The organism is Shinella sp. H4-D48, from assembly GCF_022637395.1.
GTDB classification, from domain to species: Bacteria; Pseudomonadota; Alphaproteobacteria; order Rhizobiales; family Rhizobiaceae; genus Shinella; species Shinella sedimenti.
The window spans coordinates 2128926-2145220 of record NZ_CP093337.1; the positions used below are offsets into that span (position 1 = coordinate 2128926).

General features: G+C 61.8%; 21 protein-coding genes and 3 tRNA genes. 6 read left to right on the forward strand and 18 right to left on the reverse strand.

Translation table 11 applies throughout. The annotated features are described in order from the left end of the window. Positions 1-41 precede the first annotated feature (41 nt). The 11 genes from MNR02_RS10490 to MNR02_RS10540 all read right to left on the reverse strand — a co-directional run bounded on the left by MNR02_RS10490 (position 42) and on the right by MNR02_RS10540 (position 7762). Positions 42-722, reverse strand: a complete 681-nt coding sequence (locus tag MNR02_RS10490) for an NADH:ubiquinone oxidoreductase (protein ID WP_241946740.1) — start codon at positions 720-722, stop codon at positions 42-44. A gap of 4 nt (positions 723-726) precedes the next feature. Further along, a complete protein-coding gene (nuoF, locus tag MNR02_RS10495) occupies positions 727-2031 on the reverse strand; it encodes an NADH-quinone oxidoreductase subunit NuoF (protein WP_241946741.1) in 1305 nt (434 codons plus the stop codon). A gap of 11 nt (positions 2032-2042) precedes the next feature. Continuing rightward, the gene (locus MNR02_RS10500; RefSeq protein ID WP_241946742.1) at positions 2043-3176 is read right to left on the reverse strand and encodes an NADH-quinone oxidoreductase subunit E; all 1134 of its coding nucleotides are present in this window, start codon (positions 3174-3176) and stop codon (positions 2043-2045) included. A gap of 16 nt (positions 3177-3192) precedes the next feature. Beyond that, complete coding sequence (locus MNR02_RS10505) at positions 3193-3432, reverse strand: hypothetical protein (RefSeq protein WP_241596419.1); 240 nt, start codon at positions 3430-3432, stop codon at positions 3193-3195. Continuing rightward, positions 3432-4622: an NADH-quinone oxidoreductase subunit D gene (locus MNR02_RS10510; protein ID WP_134652282.1), complete on the reverse strand. Its 1191-nt coding sequence runs from the start codon at positions 4620-4622 to the stop codon at positions 3432-3434. The genes MNR02_RS10505 and MNR02_RS10510 overlap by 1 nt, the downstream gene beginning before the upstream one ends. 48 nt (positions 4623-4670) lie before the next feature. After that, the gene (locus tag MNR02_RS10515; protein WP_241946743.1) at positions 4671-5276 is read right to left on the reverse strand and encodes an NADH-quinone oxidoreductase subunit C; all 606 of its coding nucleotides are present in this window, start codon (positions 5274-5276) and stop codon (positions 4671-4673) included. Positions 5277-5293: 17 nt separating this feature from the next. Then, positions 5294-5869: an NADH-quinone oxidoreductase subunit B family protein gene (locus tag MNR02_RS10520; protein WP_241596423.1), complete on the reverse strand. Its 576-nt coding sequence runs from the start codon at positions 5867-5869 to the stop codon at positions 5294-5296. Beyond that, positions 5860-6225, reverse strand: a complete 366-nt coding sequence (locus tag MNR02_RS10525) for an NADH-quinone oxidoreductase subunit A (RefSeq protein WP_064329771.1) — start codon at positions 6223-6225, stop codon at positions 5860-5862. Before MNR02_RS10525 ends, MNR02_RS10520 begins: the two co-directional genes overlap by 10 nt. A 301-nt stretch (positions 6226-6526) precedes the next feature. After that, a complete protein-coding gene (locus MNR02_RS10530) occupies positions 6527-7414 on the reverse strand; it encodes a prohibitin family protein (protein WP_241596426.1) in 888 nt (295 codons plus the stop codon). 148 nt (positions 7415-7562) lie between these two features. Continuing rightward, a tRNA-Asp gene (locus MNR02_RS10535) sits at positions 7563-7639 on the reverse strand. Positions 7640-7685: 46 nt separating this feature from the next. Continuing rightward, positions 7686-7762, reverse strand: a tRNA-Asp gene (locus MNR02_RS10540). Positions 7763-8006: 244 nt separating this feature from the next. Here MNR02_RS10540 and MNR02_RS10545 point away from each other — a divergent pair. Then, positions 8007-8082 (forward strand) — tRNA-Val (locus MNR02_RS10545). 184 nt (positions 8083-8266) lie between these two features. On the opposite strand, the gene MNR02_RS10550 is transcribed toward MNR02_RS10545, so the two are convergent. Then, the gene (locus tag MNR02_RS10550; RefSeq protein WP_241946744.1) at positions 8267-8518 is read right to left on the reverse strand and encodes a hypothetical protein; all 252 of its coding nucleotides are present in this window, start codon (positions 8516-8518) and stop codon (positions 8267-8269) included. A gap of 167 nt (positions 8519-8685) precedes the next feature. Continuing rightward, positions 8686-8835: a hypothetical protein gene (locus MNR02_RS10555; protein WP_241946745.1), complete on the reverse strand. Its 150-nt coding sequence runs from the start codon at positions 8833-8835 to the stop codon at positions 8686-8688. A gap of 149 nt (positions 8836-8984) precedes the next feature. On the opposite strand from MNR02_RS10555, the gene MNR02_RS10560 reads away from it, so the two are divergent. Together MNR02_RS10560 and otsA are read left to right on the forward strand one after the other, a co-directional pair. Further along, entirely contained in the window at positions 8985-9242 is a 258-nt protein-coding gene (locus MNR02_RS10560) for a hypothetical protein (RefSeq protein WP_241946746.1), read from the forward strand. Positions 9243-9464: 222 nt separating this feature from the next. Then, positions 9465-10889: an alpha,alpha-trehalose-phosphate synthase (UDP-forming) gene (gene otsA, locus MNR02_RS10565; RefSeq protein ID WP_241946747.1), complete on the forward strand. Its 1425-nt coding sequence runs from the start codon at positions 9465-9467 to the stop codon at positions 10887-10889. Here otsA and MNR02_RS10570 read toward each other — a convergent pair. Beyond that, a complete protein-coding gene (locus tag MNR02_RS10570; protein ID WP_371746660.1) occupies positions 10879-11151 on the reverse strand; it encodes a hypothetical protein in 273 nt (90 codons plus the stop codon). The genes otsA and MNR02_RS10570 overlap by 11 nt on opposite strands. A 137-nt stretch (positions 11152-11288) precedes the next feature. On the opposite strand from MNR02_RS10570, the gene MNR02_RS10575 reads away from it, so the two are divergent. Together MNR02_RS10575 and MNR02_RS10580 are read left to right on the forward strand one after the other, a co-directional pair. Beyond that, complete coding sequence (locus tag MNR02_RS10575) at positions 11289-11546, forward strand: PepSY domain-containing protein (RefSeq protein ID WP_241596435.1); 258 nt, start codon at positions 11289-11291, stop codon at positions 11544-11546. A 22-nt stretch (positions 11547-11568) separates the two neighbouring features. After that, positions 11569-11718, forward strand: a complete 150-nt coding sequence (locus tag MNR02_RS10580; protein WP_241596437.1) for a hypothetical protein — start codon at positions 11569-11571, stop codon at positions 11716-11718. 159 nt (positions 11719-11877) lie between these two features. Here the strand turns inward: MNR02_RS10580 and MNR02_RS10585 are convergent, their stop codons facing one another. From MNR02_RS10585 to MNR02_RS10600, 4 genes are all read right to left on the reverse strand, one after another. Beyond that, on the reverse strand, positions 11878-12207 hold the full coding sequence (locus MNR02_RS10585; protein ID WP_241596439.1) for a hypothetical protein: 330 nt from the start codon (positions 12205-12207) through the stop codon (positions 11878-11880). A gap of 81 nt (positions 12208-12288) precedes the next feature. Continuing rightward, entirely contained in the window at positions 12289-12552 is a 264-nt protein-coding gene (locus MNR02_RS10590; RefSeq protein WP_241946748.1) for a hypothetical protein, read from the reverse strand. A gap of 219 nt (positions 12553-12771) precedes the next feature. After that, positions 12772-13527 (reverse strand): histidine utilization repressor, encoded by a 756-nt coding sequence (gene hutC, locus MNR02_RS10595; protein ID WP_371746661.1) that lies wholly within the window; start codon positions 13525-13527, stop codon positions 12772-12774. A gap of 78 nt (positions 13528-13605) precedes the next feature. Next, complete coding sequence (locus tag MNR02_RS10600; protein WP_241946750.1) at positions 13606-14952, reverse strand: formimidoylglutamate deiminase; 1347 nt, start codon at positions 14950-14952, stop codon at positions 13606-13608. Positions 14953-15056: 104 nt separating this feature from the next. Between MNR02_RS10600 and hutI the strand changes: the two genes are divergently transcribed. Next, positions 15057-16280: an imidazolonepropionase gene (gene hutI, locus MNR02_RS10605; RefSeq protein ID WP_241946751.1), complete on the forward strand. Its 1224-nt coding sequence runs from the start codon at positions 15057-15059 to the stop codon at positions 16278-16280. The last annotated feature ends 15 nt before the right edge of the window (positions 16281-16295 follow it).

A 16295-nucleotide genomic window follows, 5' to 3' on the forward strand; every position in this document is an offset into this window, starting at 1 on the left:
TTCGGCCCGGGTCGTATGCCCCAGGCCTCCGCCCTTCGTTTCTACTGCCGGTCCGGGCGGGTCTTTCCCCTGCCCTTCGCCAGCGTTCTTGCCTGCTCCACCCAGCCATCGCGGGCAATCCGCCCGCCGGCGCCAAGTTCGGCCTCTATCCTTGCCACATCCGCGTCCCCAAGGGCTGCGATGTCGGCGTAGCGAGTGAAGCCCATGCCGTTCAGCACCTGCTCCAGCTTCGGCCCGATGCCCGAAATCATCTTCAGGTCATCGGCCTTGGCGGTCTTCTTCACCGGCACCTTGCGCACCGGCTTTGCTTCCACCGTGCTCGGCGTCGCGGTCTTTTCCCGCGCCACCTTCGCCTTCAGTTCGGCCGCAGGCGTTTCCGCCTTCGCCGCCGGTTCCTTCGGCACAACCCTCAGCACCGGCTTTGCCCTGACCGACTCTGTCCTGGCCTTGGCGGCGAGATCCGCCGCCTCGTCCAGCACCGCCTTGGCCTGCCCCGCCGCGCCCTGCATCAGCCCCAGCATCGCACCGGCCATCTGGCCGGCTAGTCCGAAACCGATAGCCGCCGTCGCCGCCATTGCCGCAACCGGATGCGCCATCAGCGGATGCAGCGGCACATCGGGCACTTCCTTCAGCCACTGCGCCATCCCGAAAGGATCGTCGCCGGCTGCTTCGGCCGGCGGGACATTGGTGGCATTTGCATCCTGTCCGGCCGGCGTCTTCATCGTCTTACTCCGCTGCTTCCAGCACCGCGCCATGCGCCATGGCATTGGCGGTGTACTGGTCGATCCGCGCCTCGATCTCGGGGCGGAAGTTGCGGATGAGGCCCTGGATCGGCCAGGCGGCCGCGTCGCCGAGCGCGCAGATCGTGTGACCTTCGATCTGCTTGGTGACGTCGAATAGCATGTCGATCTCGCGCTTCTGCGCGTTGCCGCGAACCATGCGCTCCATGACGCGCATCATCCAGCCCGTGCCTTCACGGCACGGCGTGCACTGGCCGCAGCTCTCATGCTTGAAGAAGGCCGAGATACGCCAGATCGCCTTGATGATATCGGTCGAGCGATCCATGATGATCATGCCGCCGGTGCCGAACGAGGACTTAACCTCGCGCAGGCCGTCGAAATCGAGCGTGACGTTCATCATGTCCTCGGCCTTGACGACCGGGCAGGATGCGCCGCCGGGAATGACCGCAAGCAGGTTGTCCCAGCCGCCGCGAATGCCGCCGCCGTGCTTTTCGACCATCTCCTTGAAGGAGATGCCCATGCTTTCCTCAACGGTGCAGGGCGTGTTGACGTGGCCCGACATCATGAACAGCTTGGTGCCGACATTGTTCGGACGGCCGAACGACGAGAACCAGCCAGCGCCGCGGCGCAGGATCGTCGGGGTAACGGCGATCGATTCGACGTTGTTGACGGTGGTGGGGCAGCCGTAGAGGCCCATATTGGCCGGGAACGGCGGCTTCAGGCGCGGCTGGCCCTTCTTGCCCTCGAGGCTTTCGAGCAGTGCGGTCTCTTCGCCGCAGATATAGGCGCCGGCGCCATGGTGGACAAAGACGTCGATGTCGTAGCCGAGCTTGTTGTTCTTGCCGAGAAGGCCCGCGTCATAGCACTCGTCAATGGCCGCCTGAAGCGCCTCGCGCTCGCGCATGAACTCGCCGCGCACATAGATGTAGGCGGCGTTAGCCCCCATGGCGAAGGACGCCACGACGCAACCCTCGATCAGCGTATGCGGATCGTGGCGCAGGATATCGCGGTCCTTGCACGTGCCGGGTTCGGATTCGTCGGCATTCACGACGAGGTAATGCGGACGGCCGTCCGATTCCTTCGGCATGAAAGACCACTTGAGACCGGTCGGGAAGCCGGCGCCGCCGCGGCCGCGAAGGCCGGATGCCTTGATCTCGTTGATGATCCAGTCACGGCCCTTTTCGAGAAGCTGCTTGGTGCCGTCCCAATGGCCGCGCGCCATGGCGCCCTTCAGCGACTTGTCCTTGGTGCCGTAGATATTGGTGAAGATGCGATCCTGATCTTTAAGCATGGTTCACCTCTTTACCGCGGCTTCTTGCCGAAAACGCGGATGTATTCCGCTTCGCCACCCTTTGCGAGCGCCTTGGCCTGCTTGACCCAGTCGTCGCGCTCGATGCGGCCTTTGAAGTTCAGATAGCCGTCGACCCAGTCGCGCTCGCCCTTCTTCCACGATGCGACCTGCGCAAAGGTGAAGATGCCGAGTTCGTGCAGGATACCCTCGATCTTCGGTCCGACGCCGGAGATCAGCTTGAGGTCGTCGACCGCTGCCGGACGCTCGATGCCGGCCGGACGGTTCTTGTCGTCCAGCGAGCGCTTCGCAACAGCAGCAGTTGACTGCTTGTCGGCGGCGTCGCCACCTTCGGCGCGCGTTTCACCCTTCACCTTGGCATTGGCGGCGGCTTCTGCCTTGGCAGTCAGCGGCGTCTTGACCGTCGGATCGGTTTCGGCAGCATCCGTCTTGGGCTTGGCGGCATTCGACGGGGGAACGCTTACGCTTTCATCCGCCGTCTTGCGGCTGCGGCCAGTCGTCTTGCCGACGGCGGCGTCCGGCGCCGTGAGGCTGGTGAGACCACCGGCAGGCGCGGAGAAGACACGCTCGACCTGTGGGCCGGTCGACACTTCAGCGCCCTTGCCCGCATCGAAGCGATCGATAATGGTCTCGAGTTGATCGGGCGTCAGATCTTCGTAGCTGTCCTTGAAGATCATGATCATCGGCGCGTTGACGCAGGCCCCCTGACACTCGACCTCTTCCCAGGAGAGCGTGCCGCTCTCGTTGCGGTGGAAGGGCTCCGGATGGATGCGCTTCTTGCAGACTTTGATCAGATCTTCCGCGCCGCGCAGCATGCAGGGCGTGGTGCCGCACACCTGGATATGGGCACGCGTACCGACCGGCAGAAGCTGGAATTGCGTGTAGAAGGTCGCGACCTCGAGCACACGGATATAGGCCATGTCGAGCATGTCGGCGACGGATTCGATTGCCGCCTTGGTAACCCAGCCATCCTGTTCCTGTGCCCGCATGAGCAGCGGGATCACGGCCGACTGCTGGCGACCCTGCGGATACTTGTTGATGGTCGCCTTGGCCCAGGCCGCATTCTCCTCGGTGAAGGCGAAGCTGGCGGGCTGAACATTATCATCGGCTAGTCGACGAACGGACATTCTGTAACGCCTTGTCTCAGTTAATCTGCCGGCACTGCGTTCTCGTCGTGTTGACGAATTCGCAGGCGTAGACAGACTTCTCTTTCTGCATGAATAGGACGTAACGGCTGCCATTCGGCGCCGCCGCCTTGATCTCATAGCCCTGACCTGCCAGCTGGCCGATCGTCGTGGACGCATTGCCTTCGCCGCCCTCCTGCGCAAGCGCAGGCGTGGCGGCCAGGACAGCGGCGACGATGGCAAGGGCGGCTTTCGGCATCAGCGGTCAACCTCGCCGAACACGATATCCAGCGAACCCAGGATCGCCGAGACGTCGGCGAGCTGATGGCCGCGACAGATGAAATCCATCGCCTGCAGGTGGGCATAGCCCGGGGCGCGGATCTTGCAGCGATACGGCTTGTTGGTGCCGTCTGCGACGAGGTAGACGCCGAATTCGCCCTTCGGCGCTTCGACGGCTGCATATACCTCGCCGGCTGGCACGTGATAGCCTTCGGTATAGAGCTTGAAGTGGTGGATGAGCGCTTCCATCGAGCGCTTCATCTGGCCGCGCTTCGGCGGAACCATCTTACCGTCGATGGAGGAGACCGGGCCGACCTTGGCATCGCCGAGCAGGCGATCGACGCACTGGCGCATGATCTTGGCCGATTCGCGCATCTCGATCATGCGGATGACGTAGCGGTCATAGCAGTCGCCGTTCTTGCCGATCGGAATGTCGAAGTCGAGGTCAGAGTAGCACTCGTAAGGCTGCGAACGACGCAGGTCCCAGGCCGCACCCGAACCGCGCACCATGACGCCGGAGAAGCCCCAGGCCCAGCAGTCTTCAAGCTTCACGACGCCGATATCGACGTTACGCTGCTTGAAGATACGGTTGCCGGTCAGAAGCGCGTCGATATCGTCGACGGTCTTGAGGAACGGGTCGATCCACTTGCCGATGTCTTCCACCAGCTCGTGCGGCAGGTCCTGATGCACGCCGCCCGGACGGATATAGGCCGAGTGCATGCGCGCGCCGCAGGCGCGCTCGTAGAACACCATAAGCTTTTCACGCTCTTCGAAGCCCCAGAGCGGCGGCGTCAGCGCGCCGACGTCCATGGCCTGGGTCGTCACGTTGAGCAGATGCGACAGGATGCGGCCGATTTCGGAATAGAGCACACGGATCAGCTGCCCGCGGATCGGAACTTCCGTACCCGTCAGCTTCTCGACGGCCAGAGCGAAGGCGTGCTCCTGGTTCATCGGCGCCACGTAGTCGAGGCGGTCGAAATAGGGAACCGCCTGAAGATAGGTCTTCGTCTCGATCAGCTTCTCGGTGCCGCGGTGCAGCAGGCCGATATGCGGATCGACGCGCTCGACGATTTCGCCGTCCAGCTCGAGAACCAGACGAAGAACCCCGTGCGCCGCAGGGTGCTGCGGGCCGAAGTTGATGTTGAAATTGCGAACGTTGTGCTCGTTCATACCGCTTGCTCCAGAGGCCGGCGCCCTATCGGGCCACGTGACCCAAAATCAGTTCGTCTTCGCCTTCTCATCGCCCGGAAGCACGTAGTCCGTGCCTTCCCAGGGGGAGAGGAAATCGAAGTTACGGAATTCCTGCTTCAGCTCGACCGGCTCGTAAACGACGCGCTTGACCTCGTCGTCATAGCGCACTTCCACGAAACCGGTCGTCGGGAAGTCCTTGCGCAGCGGGTGCCCCTCGAAACCGTAGTCGGTGAGGATGCGGCGCAGGTCCGGATGGCCGGTAAAGAGAATGCCGTACATGTCGTAGGCTTCGCGCTCGAACCAGTCCGCGCCCGCATAGACGGAACAGGCCGAAGGAACTGGAACGTCCTCGCCGGTCGCGACCTTGATGCGGATGCGCAGGTTCTGGCGCGGCGACAGGAGATGATAGACAATGTCGAAGCGCTCGGCCCGCGCCGGCCAGTCGACGCCGCAGATATCGATAAGATTGACAAAACCGCACTGCACGTCATCGCGCAGGAACGTCAGAAGCTCGATGACGCGCGTGCCGTCGGTCTTCAAGGTGAGTTCGCCATAGGCGATGTCGGCGGACGAAACCAGACCGCCGGCAACTTCGCCGATGTGGGAGGAGAGCTCCCGCAGAGCTTCGCTCATATCTAAGTCCCCTGCCCTTAACGCTCGATCGTACCGGTCCGGCGAATCTTCTTCTGCAGCAGGAGCACGCCGTAAAGGAGCGCTTCCGCCGTGGGAGGACAGCCTGGTACATAAATGTCGACCGGCACCACGCGGTCACAGCCGCGCACCACCGAATAGGAATAGTGATAGTAGCCGCCGCCATTGGCGCAGGAGCCCATCGAGATGACGTAGCGCGGCTCCGGCATCTGGTCATAGACCTTGCGGAGCGCAGGCGCCATCTTGTTGGTCAGCGTGCCGGCGACGATCATCACGTCGGACTGACGCGGGCTGGCGCGCGGCGCAAAGCCGAAGCGTTCGACGTCGTAACGCGGCATGGAAAGCTGCATCATCTCGACGGCGCAACAGGCCAGGCCGAAGGTCATCCACATCAGCGAGCCGGTACGGGCCCAGGTGATGAGTTCATCCGTGGAGGTGACGAGAAAACCCTTGTCGGCGAGTTCGTTGTTGATCTCGCCGAAGAAGGCATCGTTGCTGCCAATGGGCTTGCCGGTCGAGGGATCGATGATCCCCTTCGGCTGCGGCGCGACGAGCGTGCTGGATGCTACTCCCATTCGAGTGCTCCCTTCTTCCATTCGTAGATGAAGCCGATGGTCAGGACACCGAGGAAAACCATCATCGACCAGAAGCCGAACCAGCCCATGTCGCCGAAGGAGACGGCCCACGGGAAGAGGAAGGCCACTTCGAGGTCGAAGATGATGAAGAGGATCGACACCAGATAGAAGCGGATGTCGAATTTCATGCGCGCATCGTCAAAAGCGTTGAAGCCGCACTCGTAAGCGGAAAGCTTTTCCGAATCAGGGGCCTTGTATGCGACGGCAAACGGCGCGACCAGCAGCGCAAGGCCGATCACAAGCGCGATACCGATGAAGATGGCGATCGGAATATAGGAACCGAGAAGTTCAGTCATTGGCGTCCATCCTGCCTGCGATCGGCGCCGGAGAGACGCCTGTTGGTTCAAGACCTGCAAGCCGATAAAGTATGTTGCAACGCCCTGTCGTTAGCGCAGCGAGCGCCCCCGCGCAAGGCTTTGTCCCGCTTTCGCCGTAATCAATCTGCGCTTTTGAGACAGGAGTGACACAAGCCCGCGGGAAGCCGTTTAAATCGTTACGATTTCATGACGGGCGGCGTTCGGGGCGTTTCGCCGCAGGCGCGGCCTGAAAACCGCGCCTGCGCGTTTGTTGCCCTAGACGGGGGCCGCAGTTCGGCTCTTAATTAGGATTGAGGTTGAGCATGGGGACGGCGCCGCCCGGCAGCATGGTGCGCGGCAGCTGGCCATCCCACTTTTCCGCCTGCGTCAGCGCCACGAGGCCCGGATTGTCCTTCAGCGCATCGCCGCGCGCCTTGATCGCTTCGGCCTCGGCCTCACCGCGCAGGCGGATCGCTTCCGATTCGGCCTGCGCCGCCAGCCTGACGGCATCGGCCTGCGCCTGGGCCTCCGCACGCCGCGCATCGGCCTGGGCGCGCGCCTGCGTCACGGTGATTTCCGCCTGCACCTTTTCACGCTCGGCGTTCTGCCGCAGGCGCTGCACTTCCACCTCGGCCAGCATGCGCTGCTCGATGCTCGCCTCATAGGCATCCGAAAAATCGATATTCTCGATCTGAACGCTATCTATAAGGACAGGACCTGAGACGCCCTGCTGGATGGCAGACGCGATTTCCGCGTTGAGCCGCCCGCGCTCCTGGATCGCCGTGACCGCATTGAAGCGGCCGAACACCGTCTTCGTCTCCTCGAAGACCTTGCGCTCGATCAGACGCGACAGAAGACCGTCCTCCCCGCCATAGGTGGCATAGACTTCCTGCACGCGGTCCGCGGGGATGCGATAGTTCACGGAAAGACGAATCTCGGCCGGCTGCTGGTCACGGCTGTAGGCCTCCATCTTTTCATAGACCACGGCCTTGGACTGCACGGACACACGCACGATCGAATCGATGAGCGGCAGCTTGAAGCCGAGGCCGGGCTCGGCCGTGCCGGAAATGGCGCCGTAGCGCAGGATCACCCCGCGCTCCCCCTGGTCGACGGTGAACCAGGAGCCGAACAGAATGCTGAGCGCGACAAGCGCAGCGCACCCGGCCAGAATCATCGTGACGTTTCGCATGCGAATCCTCTCTCGTTTTTGACGCGTCGCTATATCCAGACGGAGAGAGGCCCGCAAACATTCAGCTTAAGGGGAGAAAAACAAACCGAATCGCAGCTCGTTCTTAACATGAAGAAAAAGCTGGAAGAAACTGGAAGAAAAAGAAGAATGGCGCGAGTGACGGGGCTCGAACCCGCGACCTCCGGCGTGACAGGCCGGCACTCTAACCGACTGAGCTACACCCGCGCATCTTTTGGACCTTAAGTCCCGGATGATGTTCCGGCCTTTCGAGTGGCGCGAGTGACGGGGCTCGAACCCGCGACCTCCGGCGTGACAGGCCGGCACTCTAACCGACTGAGCTACACCCGCATCCTCGAAAGCGACCGGATGACAAGGCATCCGTCCCGAGCGGCCTTGGCCGTTCGATGAGCGGCTAACTACGGGGTTCGCCTTTGGGTGTCAAGCAGGTTTCAAGACAAAAGAATGACGCCGCACGAAATGTTTCCACACCCTCCTGCATCATCAGCGCGCCCTTCAAAAAAATGCAGAAAACTTTGCAATTGCCTCTTGCGGTTCGATCCGGTTCCGCATAGATCACAGCCACCAACGCGGCGGGCGATTAGCTCAGTTGGTAGAGCGCCTCGTTTACACCGAGGATGTCGGGAGTTCGAGTCTCTCATCGCCCACCATATCCATTCGCGCAAGGCTCTGTTTACAGGGCCTTTTTGCTTTTTGGGGTTTCGGAACTCCTCATCTCCTCTGACGCGATCTTGAGGTTTCCACCTCGCCTATTGTGTTTCTGGCTCCATGTCATGCGGTGCCAGCCAGCGTGAGGCCGCGGATGGTCGGCACCTGGACGGAATGGCCGTGCGCCTACGGCTGCGCTGGGAAAATCTCGTAGTTCGCCCACACGCTTCGGCCGATGTCTGCGGCGGTCGCCCATTGCGCGTCAGAAGGGTTGAGCAAGGTCAGGAAGCCGCTTTTTGCGTCGATTTCATCGGGGCTTCGAAAGCCTTGTTCGCACTCCTCGTAATGACCGTACACGTCACCGGTATCGGTCTTGCGGAAGAGAAACAGCCGTCCATTGCGGCACGCGGGGCAATTGCCAGCATGATACGTGGTCATGGAGGCTATGGTGGATGGGGCGGAACGGAAAGTCCAGGCACGAAAACCGGACGTCCTGAAGGACGGTTCCCCGCTGGAAGTTCTGATGGTGGAAGGACCTCCACCTGATCAGCGCTTTCGCGAACCACATGAGCCCCGCACCCAATATGGCCGCAGACTCATCAGTATTATTCCACCGGCCCGACGGCCGGCGCCGGTACGATGGCGCCATCGCCGGTCTCGGGAGATCGCGGGTCAACCTCGATGAGAAGAACGCTCACCACGAGGGCCGCGAGGGCGATGAGGAGAGCGGTGAAAGCGATGCCGGTTCTGTCCATGCCCATATCCTGCATTGTAATGTGCAAAAGCTGAGGCGACGCGACGATATATCCACGCAACTCCACAGAATGGAATTGCACTGCCCAGCGATTACAACTTTATGTAATCATTACACCGCCGCGAAACATCCCTCGGCTATCGTGGCGGCATGAGCAACTTCACCTATCTCGTTGTCGGCGCCTCGATCGCCAGCGCTGCGGGCGGACACGCACTCATTCCGCGCGAAGCCTACGATCCCGCCTGCAATATCAAGGGCAACACCTCCTATAATGGTGGCGCACGGATCTACCATGTACCCGGCCAGCATTATTATCAGAACACCAAAATCAGCTACGGCAGGGGCGAGCGGTGGTTCTGTACGGAAGCCGAAGCACAGGCTGCCGGCTGGCGCCGCGCGGGCTACTGATTCCATTGCCCGCAGCACTTGCCGTTGGTCCTGGGTGGCTGGCGGACCGAGCGCCGGTCTTTCTTTTTCGGAACCAAATCGGCACCGGCGTGTTCATACTGCATTGCAATATGAAATCTGCTGGCCTTGCCTCTCCTGGCGCGGTCGTGCCGTCATCATGGATTGCCTTCCGGAGGTTTTCCTGCCGAGCGATGGGCCAGCCCAGACATGGTTCAAAAGCTCATGAGTCGTCTCATCGTCGTTTCCAATCGCGTCCCTCTTCCCTCAAAGAGCGGGGCAGCGTCCGCCGGCGGCCTCGCGGTCGCGCTTCAATCGGCTCTGGCCGCGCGCGGCGGGCTGTGGCTCGGCTGGTCGGGAAAGATATGCAGTGACGAGCCCGTGGGGCCGCTGACAATGCTCAAGGACGGCAATATCGAATATGCCTTGACCGATCTCACGGATCTGGACGTCGAGGAATATTATCAGGGTTTTGCCAATCGCGTGCTTTGGCCGATCTGCCATTATCGGCTGGACCTTGCCGAATATGGCCGCCGGGAGATGACGGGATACTTTCGCGTCAACCAGTTCTTTGCCAGCCGCCTGCTTCCGCTGATCCAGAAGGACGATGTCATCTGGATCCACGATTACCACCTCATTCCCCTTGCGGAGGAACTTCGCCGACAAGGCGTGAAAAACCGGATAGGCTTCTTCCTGCACATACCATGGCCGGCGCCGGACGTTTTCCTGGCGATGCCGGTTCATGACGAATTGTTAAAGAGCCTGACGGCCTATGATGTCGTCGGCTTCCAGACCCGACAGGATCGCGAAAATTTCGCGGAATGCCTGTCGCGGCAGGATATCGGTGAGCGGCACGGCAAGGAGGCGTTCACCGCCGCAGGTCGCAGCTTCATCGCACGGCCCTACCCGATCGGCATCGAGACCGACGAATTCGCAAAACTGGCGCGCCAGGCGGCCAACACCACGCTGCACAAGCGCATGCGCCAGAGCCTCGACGGCAAGGAACTCATCATCGGCGTCGACCGTCTTGATTATTCCAAGGGCATCACCCAGCGCATCGATGCCTTCGAGACGTTTCTGACGCGGCATCCTGATTATCAGCGCAAGGTCACCCTGTTGCAGATCACGCCGAAATCGCGCTCCGAGGTACCGGAATATGAGGCGATGCAGAAAACGGTCGCGGAACAGGCAGGGCGCGTGAACGGGGCGCTCGGCACGGTGGACTGGGTGCCCATCCGCTATGTCAACCGCTCCCTGCGCCGGCCCGCTCTCGCGGGCCTGTACCGCATGGCCAAGGTGGCGCTCGTCACTCCGCTTCGCGACGGCATGAACCTTGTCGCCAAGGAATTCGTCGCGGCGCAGGATGAGGATGATCCCGGCGTTCTGCTTCTTTCACGCTTCGCAGGCGCTGCCCATGAACTGAAGGAAGCGGTGCTGGTCAATCCTTACGATGTCGAGGGAACCGCAGATGTCATCGCACGCAGCCTCGCCATGCCTCTTGAAGAGCGTCAGGCGCGCTGGAGAGGCATGATGACGACGCTGCGAGAAAACAACGTGTTCACCTGGTGCGACACCTTCCTCGGAGATCTCGCCGGAAACGGCGAGATTGCGAGTGGTGAACAGCCCGCTTTGAAACGGGTCAGTTGCTGACGGGACCGTAGAGGCGCCGGCTCACAATCTCGAGCGAACGGTCAGGCGCAATTCGATAAATCTCGACATATTGCTGCCCCGTCACCACATCGGTCAGACTGTGGATAAAGGTACTGCCGATCGGCGCCCTGGTCAGTTTCGTATGAGGCTGGCCATTATAGGTAATGCTGCCAGGCACCGGAGTTAACCCCTGTGCAGAGGCGTACGATGACGCAAGTAGTGCGGCACAGCCGAAGATCGAGAACATGGCGATATGAAACATCAGAGCATCCTTTCGTCTCTGATCTGGAACGCTTTGATAGGTTCAGGGCCAGCCAGAATTTGCGTTCTGCGCGCCCCTTGTGGAACTTCATCCCACGCAGGTCGTTTCATGTCTGCAATTGAAATGGAGTGTGAACGATGAAAAGAGCCGTCATCCTTATTGGCCTTCTCGCAGCCTTTCCCGCCGCCGCCCAGCAGGCCGACAAACCGACACCCGAAGCAGGCAAGAAGCCCTCGGAAATCCTGGCGATGATCGAGCAACGGCCGGATTTCGCCCGCCTGGACGAGATGTCATGGGAAGATGAAGGTTACTACGAAATCGTCTACCACACGAGCGACAAGGCTCGTGTTGAGGTCAATGTCGATCCGATGGGCAAACCTGTCGAGCATCGCTAAACAACCACCGTCGGGAGAAAAGATGCAGATGCGATTCAGCCCGACTGGCCTGGGGCTTATCCTCACCTTCGTTGTCATCATAGGCTCGGTTCTGAGCCTCGCGGTGCTTAAAAGCCAGGGAGCGAACGCTGAGATCGTCACCGATGCAGCGGCCGAATCAAATGGCCAGTAATCCCGACCATGGGATAAGAGGGGCGGGCCATCCCGCTGCAGTAGCGAAATACTGTTACCTAATAGCAATCACCCTGCATCACATACGCAAGACAACAAACAAACCATCATAAAAATTGCATACGCCGCCGCCGGAGTACGGCGGCGGCGTATGTGTATATTACTTTGCGTTCACGAACTGGCAGATCGCACCGGCGTTCGCGTCGTCCTTGTTGGTCTGAGAAGCGGCGTCGCACTTGCGCTTCACTTCCGCGCGCTGATCGTCCGACAGTTTTGTCCAGCGATCCGACCATTCAGCCTGCGGGCGCATCGTCTTGTTCGTGGAGTCACTAAAGAAGACTTCGCCGGTCGCACCCGACCAGACCTGATGATTATCGCCGGCAGCCTGATTCACAGCCGAGTTGTCGGCTTCGCCGCCGGATGACTGTGCATAGGCAGAAACGCTCATGAATGCAGCTGCAGCCGCTACGGTTACCAGTTTCAAGTACATGTTTTATCTCCTCGTTTGGCGGCCAATCCGCATGCAGGAGATAATACGGCGACCGAGCAAATGTTCCCCGGCGGATGCGGCCTAGTGTGTCGTTGGGATATCGTCTTCCTCGAGGAAGGAATGAATGCCGTCGCGGGCGATGGTGGCGAGGAACTCGTCGAAGGCTTCGCGATCGGTGGCGAAGGGTTCGTCCCACTCGAACAGATCTTCGTTCTGGGTGACGACTTCCAGCTTCCAGTCGTTCTGCGTGCCGGCCGGGCGGTAGATATCGACGAGCACCGTTATATCGTCTTCGGTGTATTCTCCGGAAAGCTCGGAATGTTCCAGCTTGGGCTTATTGGTCATGGCGGCTCGTCCTGGAGGCGATGCCGGATCGTGCGCTCCGGCTCGCGTGATCGAAGGAAATTGCGGCAGGAACGGCCTGCGTGATCTCGCGGCAGCGACGTGACGTCAATCGGTCGCCCGACCCCGATCTAAAACTACCGGCAGTCGCGTTCCTGAAATTGTTCTGACAGAGCAGGCGCCGTGCGTCCACCCATTCCGTAGCGTGCCCACGGCTTCTTATCAGGCGAGCTTAGGATGCGTCGGAGCGAATTCGGCAACGAGTTCATGCTTTTCACCGGGATAGGTGAGCCGCACATGGGTCACGTAGAGACCGCCGCTCCAGGTGCGGCGCTCGACCACAAGGCACGGCGTGCCCGGCGCGATAGCGAGAAGCCCGGCCACACGGCCATCAGCGCCAACGGCGCGGATACGATGCTCGGCAGCACTCCAGGGCACGCGGCTGATCAGCCATGCACCCGGGGCGATGTCGCCGAAGGTCTCGTTTGCAACCTCCGGCACCGCGGCGTGATTGATGAGACGCTCCTCCAGGCAGAATGGCTGGGCGCCTGCAAAATGCAGCGCCATGACTTCGATCACCCGTGCCGCCTCCGGCAGATCCATCAGGCGTCGGTCAGTGGCCCTTGCGGGACGGTCGAGGCGCGCGCGCTGCTCATAGCGATAGGGAAGCCCCAGTTGCTCCACCTCCAGGCGGATGTCGTGGATCTCCAGCACTGCGGATTGTGCGTGGGGATGGGTGACGAAGCTGCCGGATTTGCGGCGGCGCTCGATCAGGCCGCGCTTCACGAGTTCGGTGATCGCCTTGTTCACCGTCATGCGCGAGCACCCGTACTGTTCGGTCAGCTCATGCTCGAAGGGGATGCGATGGCCGGGCGGCCACTCGCCCGACAGAATCCTGCCCTCCACATCCTCCAGGATGCGGCGATGCAGGGAGGGGGTTTTGGCCTCGGCTGCCAGGCTTTCCTCGCCGGTGGACATGCGCATCTCCGTTGCCGGACGCAGATTCGCCGGTCTTTCAATGTCATAGAAAAGGCCGTCCCGCCTTTCAATATGCGCTCATGCGGCGGCGAGCGCGCGCATGACGGACGCGAAGCGTCGGCCGATCGCCTCACGTTCTGCGTGGCATCCGGCTTCGACGCGTTTGCGGCCGTTCACCCAGACACAATCGACCATCGCGGCATTGGCAAAGATCCAGCCATCGAGAAGCGCGTCGCCCTCCAGATCGAGACCATGGCGTGCCTTCAGGCTGACGAAATCCGCCGCTTGGCCGGTTGCGATGCCGGAAGCGGCACCGAGTGCCCCGGCACCGCCTGACAGCGCGCCGTCGAACAGCGCGCGGCCTGTCGAGCCGCCGGGCGTCGCCAACACATTGCGGGCGCGATGAGCAAGACGCTGCGAGTATTCGAGCTGGCGCAATTCATCCGGCAGGCCGATCAGCACGTTCGAATCGGAGCCAACGCCGAACCGCCCACCGGCAGCGAGGAAATCGGCCGCCTGGAACGTGCCGTCCCCCAGATTGGCTTCGGTGACGGGGCACAGGCCGGCAATGGCACCGGTCCTTGCCATGCCGGCGGTTTCGGTCTCCGTCATGTGCGTGGCATGGATGAAACACCAATGGCCATCGACAGGCTGGTTGTCGACCAGCCATTCCACCGGCCGACGTCCAGACCAGGCGATGCAGTCCTCGACCTCCTTGACCTGCTCGGCGATATGAATGTGAACCGGCGCCTCGCCCGCCATGGCGACGACGGCGGAAAGCTCGTCCGGCGTCACCGCGCGCAGGCTGTGGGGGGCGACACCGGTGATGCCGGCCGGCATCGTGTCCGTCAGCGCACGGCATCGCTCCAGCAGCAGAGCGAAGGAATCGCGATCATTGATGAACCGGCGTTGCCCTTCGCCCGGCACGGTCCCGCCGAAGCCGGCATGGGCGTAAAACACCGGCAGCAGGGTCATCGCGATGCCGGTTGCCGACGCGGCCGCGACGATGCGGGCAGCCATTTCGGCGATATCCGCATAGGGACGACCGTCCTTGTCGTGGTGCAGGTAGTGGAATTCGCCGACGCGGGTAAAGCCGGCTTCCAGCATTTCCACATAGAGCTGAGCGGCAACGGCCTCCACGTCGTCAGGCGTCATGGAGAGCGCGAACCGGTACATGACGCTGCGCCAGCTCCAGAACGAATCGCTGCCTGGTCCGCGCATTTCGGCAAGCCCGGCCATCCCGCGCTGGAAGGCGTGGCTGTGCAGGTTTGGCATGCCGGCAACGATCGTGTCGTGCCGTTCGTCGGCGACCTCAGGCGCCTTGCCCGTCTCCAGCGCCTCGATACGGCCCGCCGCGATGTGCAGCCGTACGTTCTTCACCCAGCCGCCCGTAAGCAGCGCCTGCCTTGCGTGAATGACGGACATTGTTCCCTCGTTCGCTGCCTCTCGTGCGCGGCGTCAAATTGACCCTTGCGCGCCTCATCATTATGTATATACATTATAACCATCACAGGGAAGAGGCAATCGCTATGACAACATCGGAAAAGGACAAGCCCCGCGTCTGGCGCCATGCGCATCTTGCCACGCTTGATGAACGCCTCCCCGGGCTCGGCATCATCGAGAACGGCGCAATTGCCGTTGAAGATGGCCGCATCGCCTTCGCCGGCCCTGAGTCGGCGCTGCCCGCCGCATTCGCCGGCGCAGAGACCGTGGATTGCGAGGGCCGCTGGATCACGCCGGGTCTGATCGACTGCCACACCCACCTCGTGCATGCTGGCGACCGTGCCCAGGAATTCGAGCTTCGCCTCGCCGGCGCCTCGTACGAAGAGATCGCGCGGGCCGGCGGCGGCATCGTCTCCTCGGTCAAGGCGCTTCGCGCGGCGAGCGAGGACGAACTGGTGCGCCAGACGCTGCCCCGTCTCGATGCGCTGATCGCCGAGGGCGTGACGACGGTGGAGATCAAGTCCGGCTATGGGCTCGATACCGAAAACGAGCTGAAGTCGCTGCGTGCCACGCGCCGCATCGCCGAAGAGCGTGATGTCACGGTGCGCACGACCTTTCTCGGGGCACACGCTGTTCCAACCGAGATGAACGGCGACAGGACGGCCTATATCGACAAGGTGGTGGGCGAAATGCTGCCGGCCGTCGCAGCCGAAGGACTGGCGGACGCCGTCGACGGCTTCTGCGAGGGCATCGCCTTCTCGCCCGAGGACATGGCACGGGTCTTCGACACGGCAACGGCTCATGGCCTGCCGGTCAAGCTCCATGCCGACCAGCTTTCCAACCTGCATGGCGCCGAACTTGCCGCCCGCTATGGCGCGCTTTCGGCCGATCATCTCGAATATACCGACGATGCCGGTGCTGCGGCCATGGCGAAGGCCGGCACCGTCGCCGTCATCCTGCCGGGCGCCTTCTATTTCATCCGTGAAACGAAGAAGCCGCCGGTCGAGCTTTTCCGCAAGCACGGCGTGAAAATGGCCGTCGCTACCGACAGCAACCCGGGCACCTCGCCGCTGACCTCGCTTCTCCTCACCATGAACATGGCCGCGACCCTGTTCGGCATGACCGTCGAGGAGTGCCTTGCCGGCACGACGCGCGAGGCCGCGCGCGCGCTCGGCCTGGTCGATGAAGTAGGAACGCTGGAGACCGGAAAATGGGCCGATTTCGTCCTTTGGGACATCAGCCGGCCGGCGGAACTGGTCTACCGCATGGGCTTCAATCCCATGCATGCCCGCGTTCGCAGCGGACAATAATCGCTCTTTGCGCAG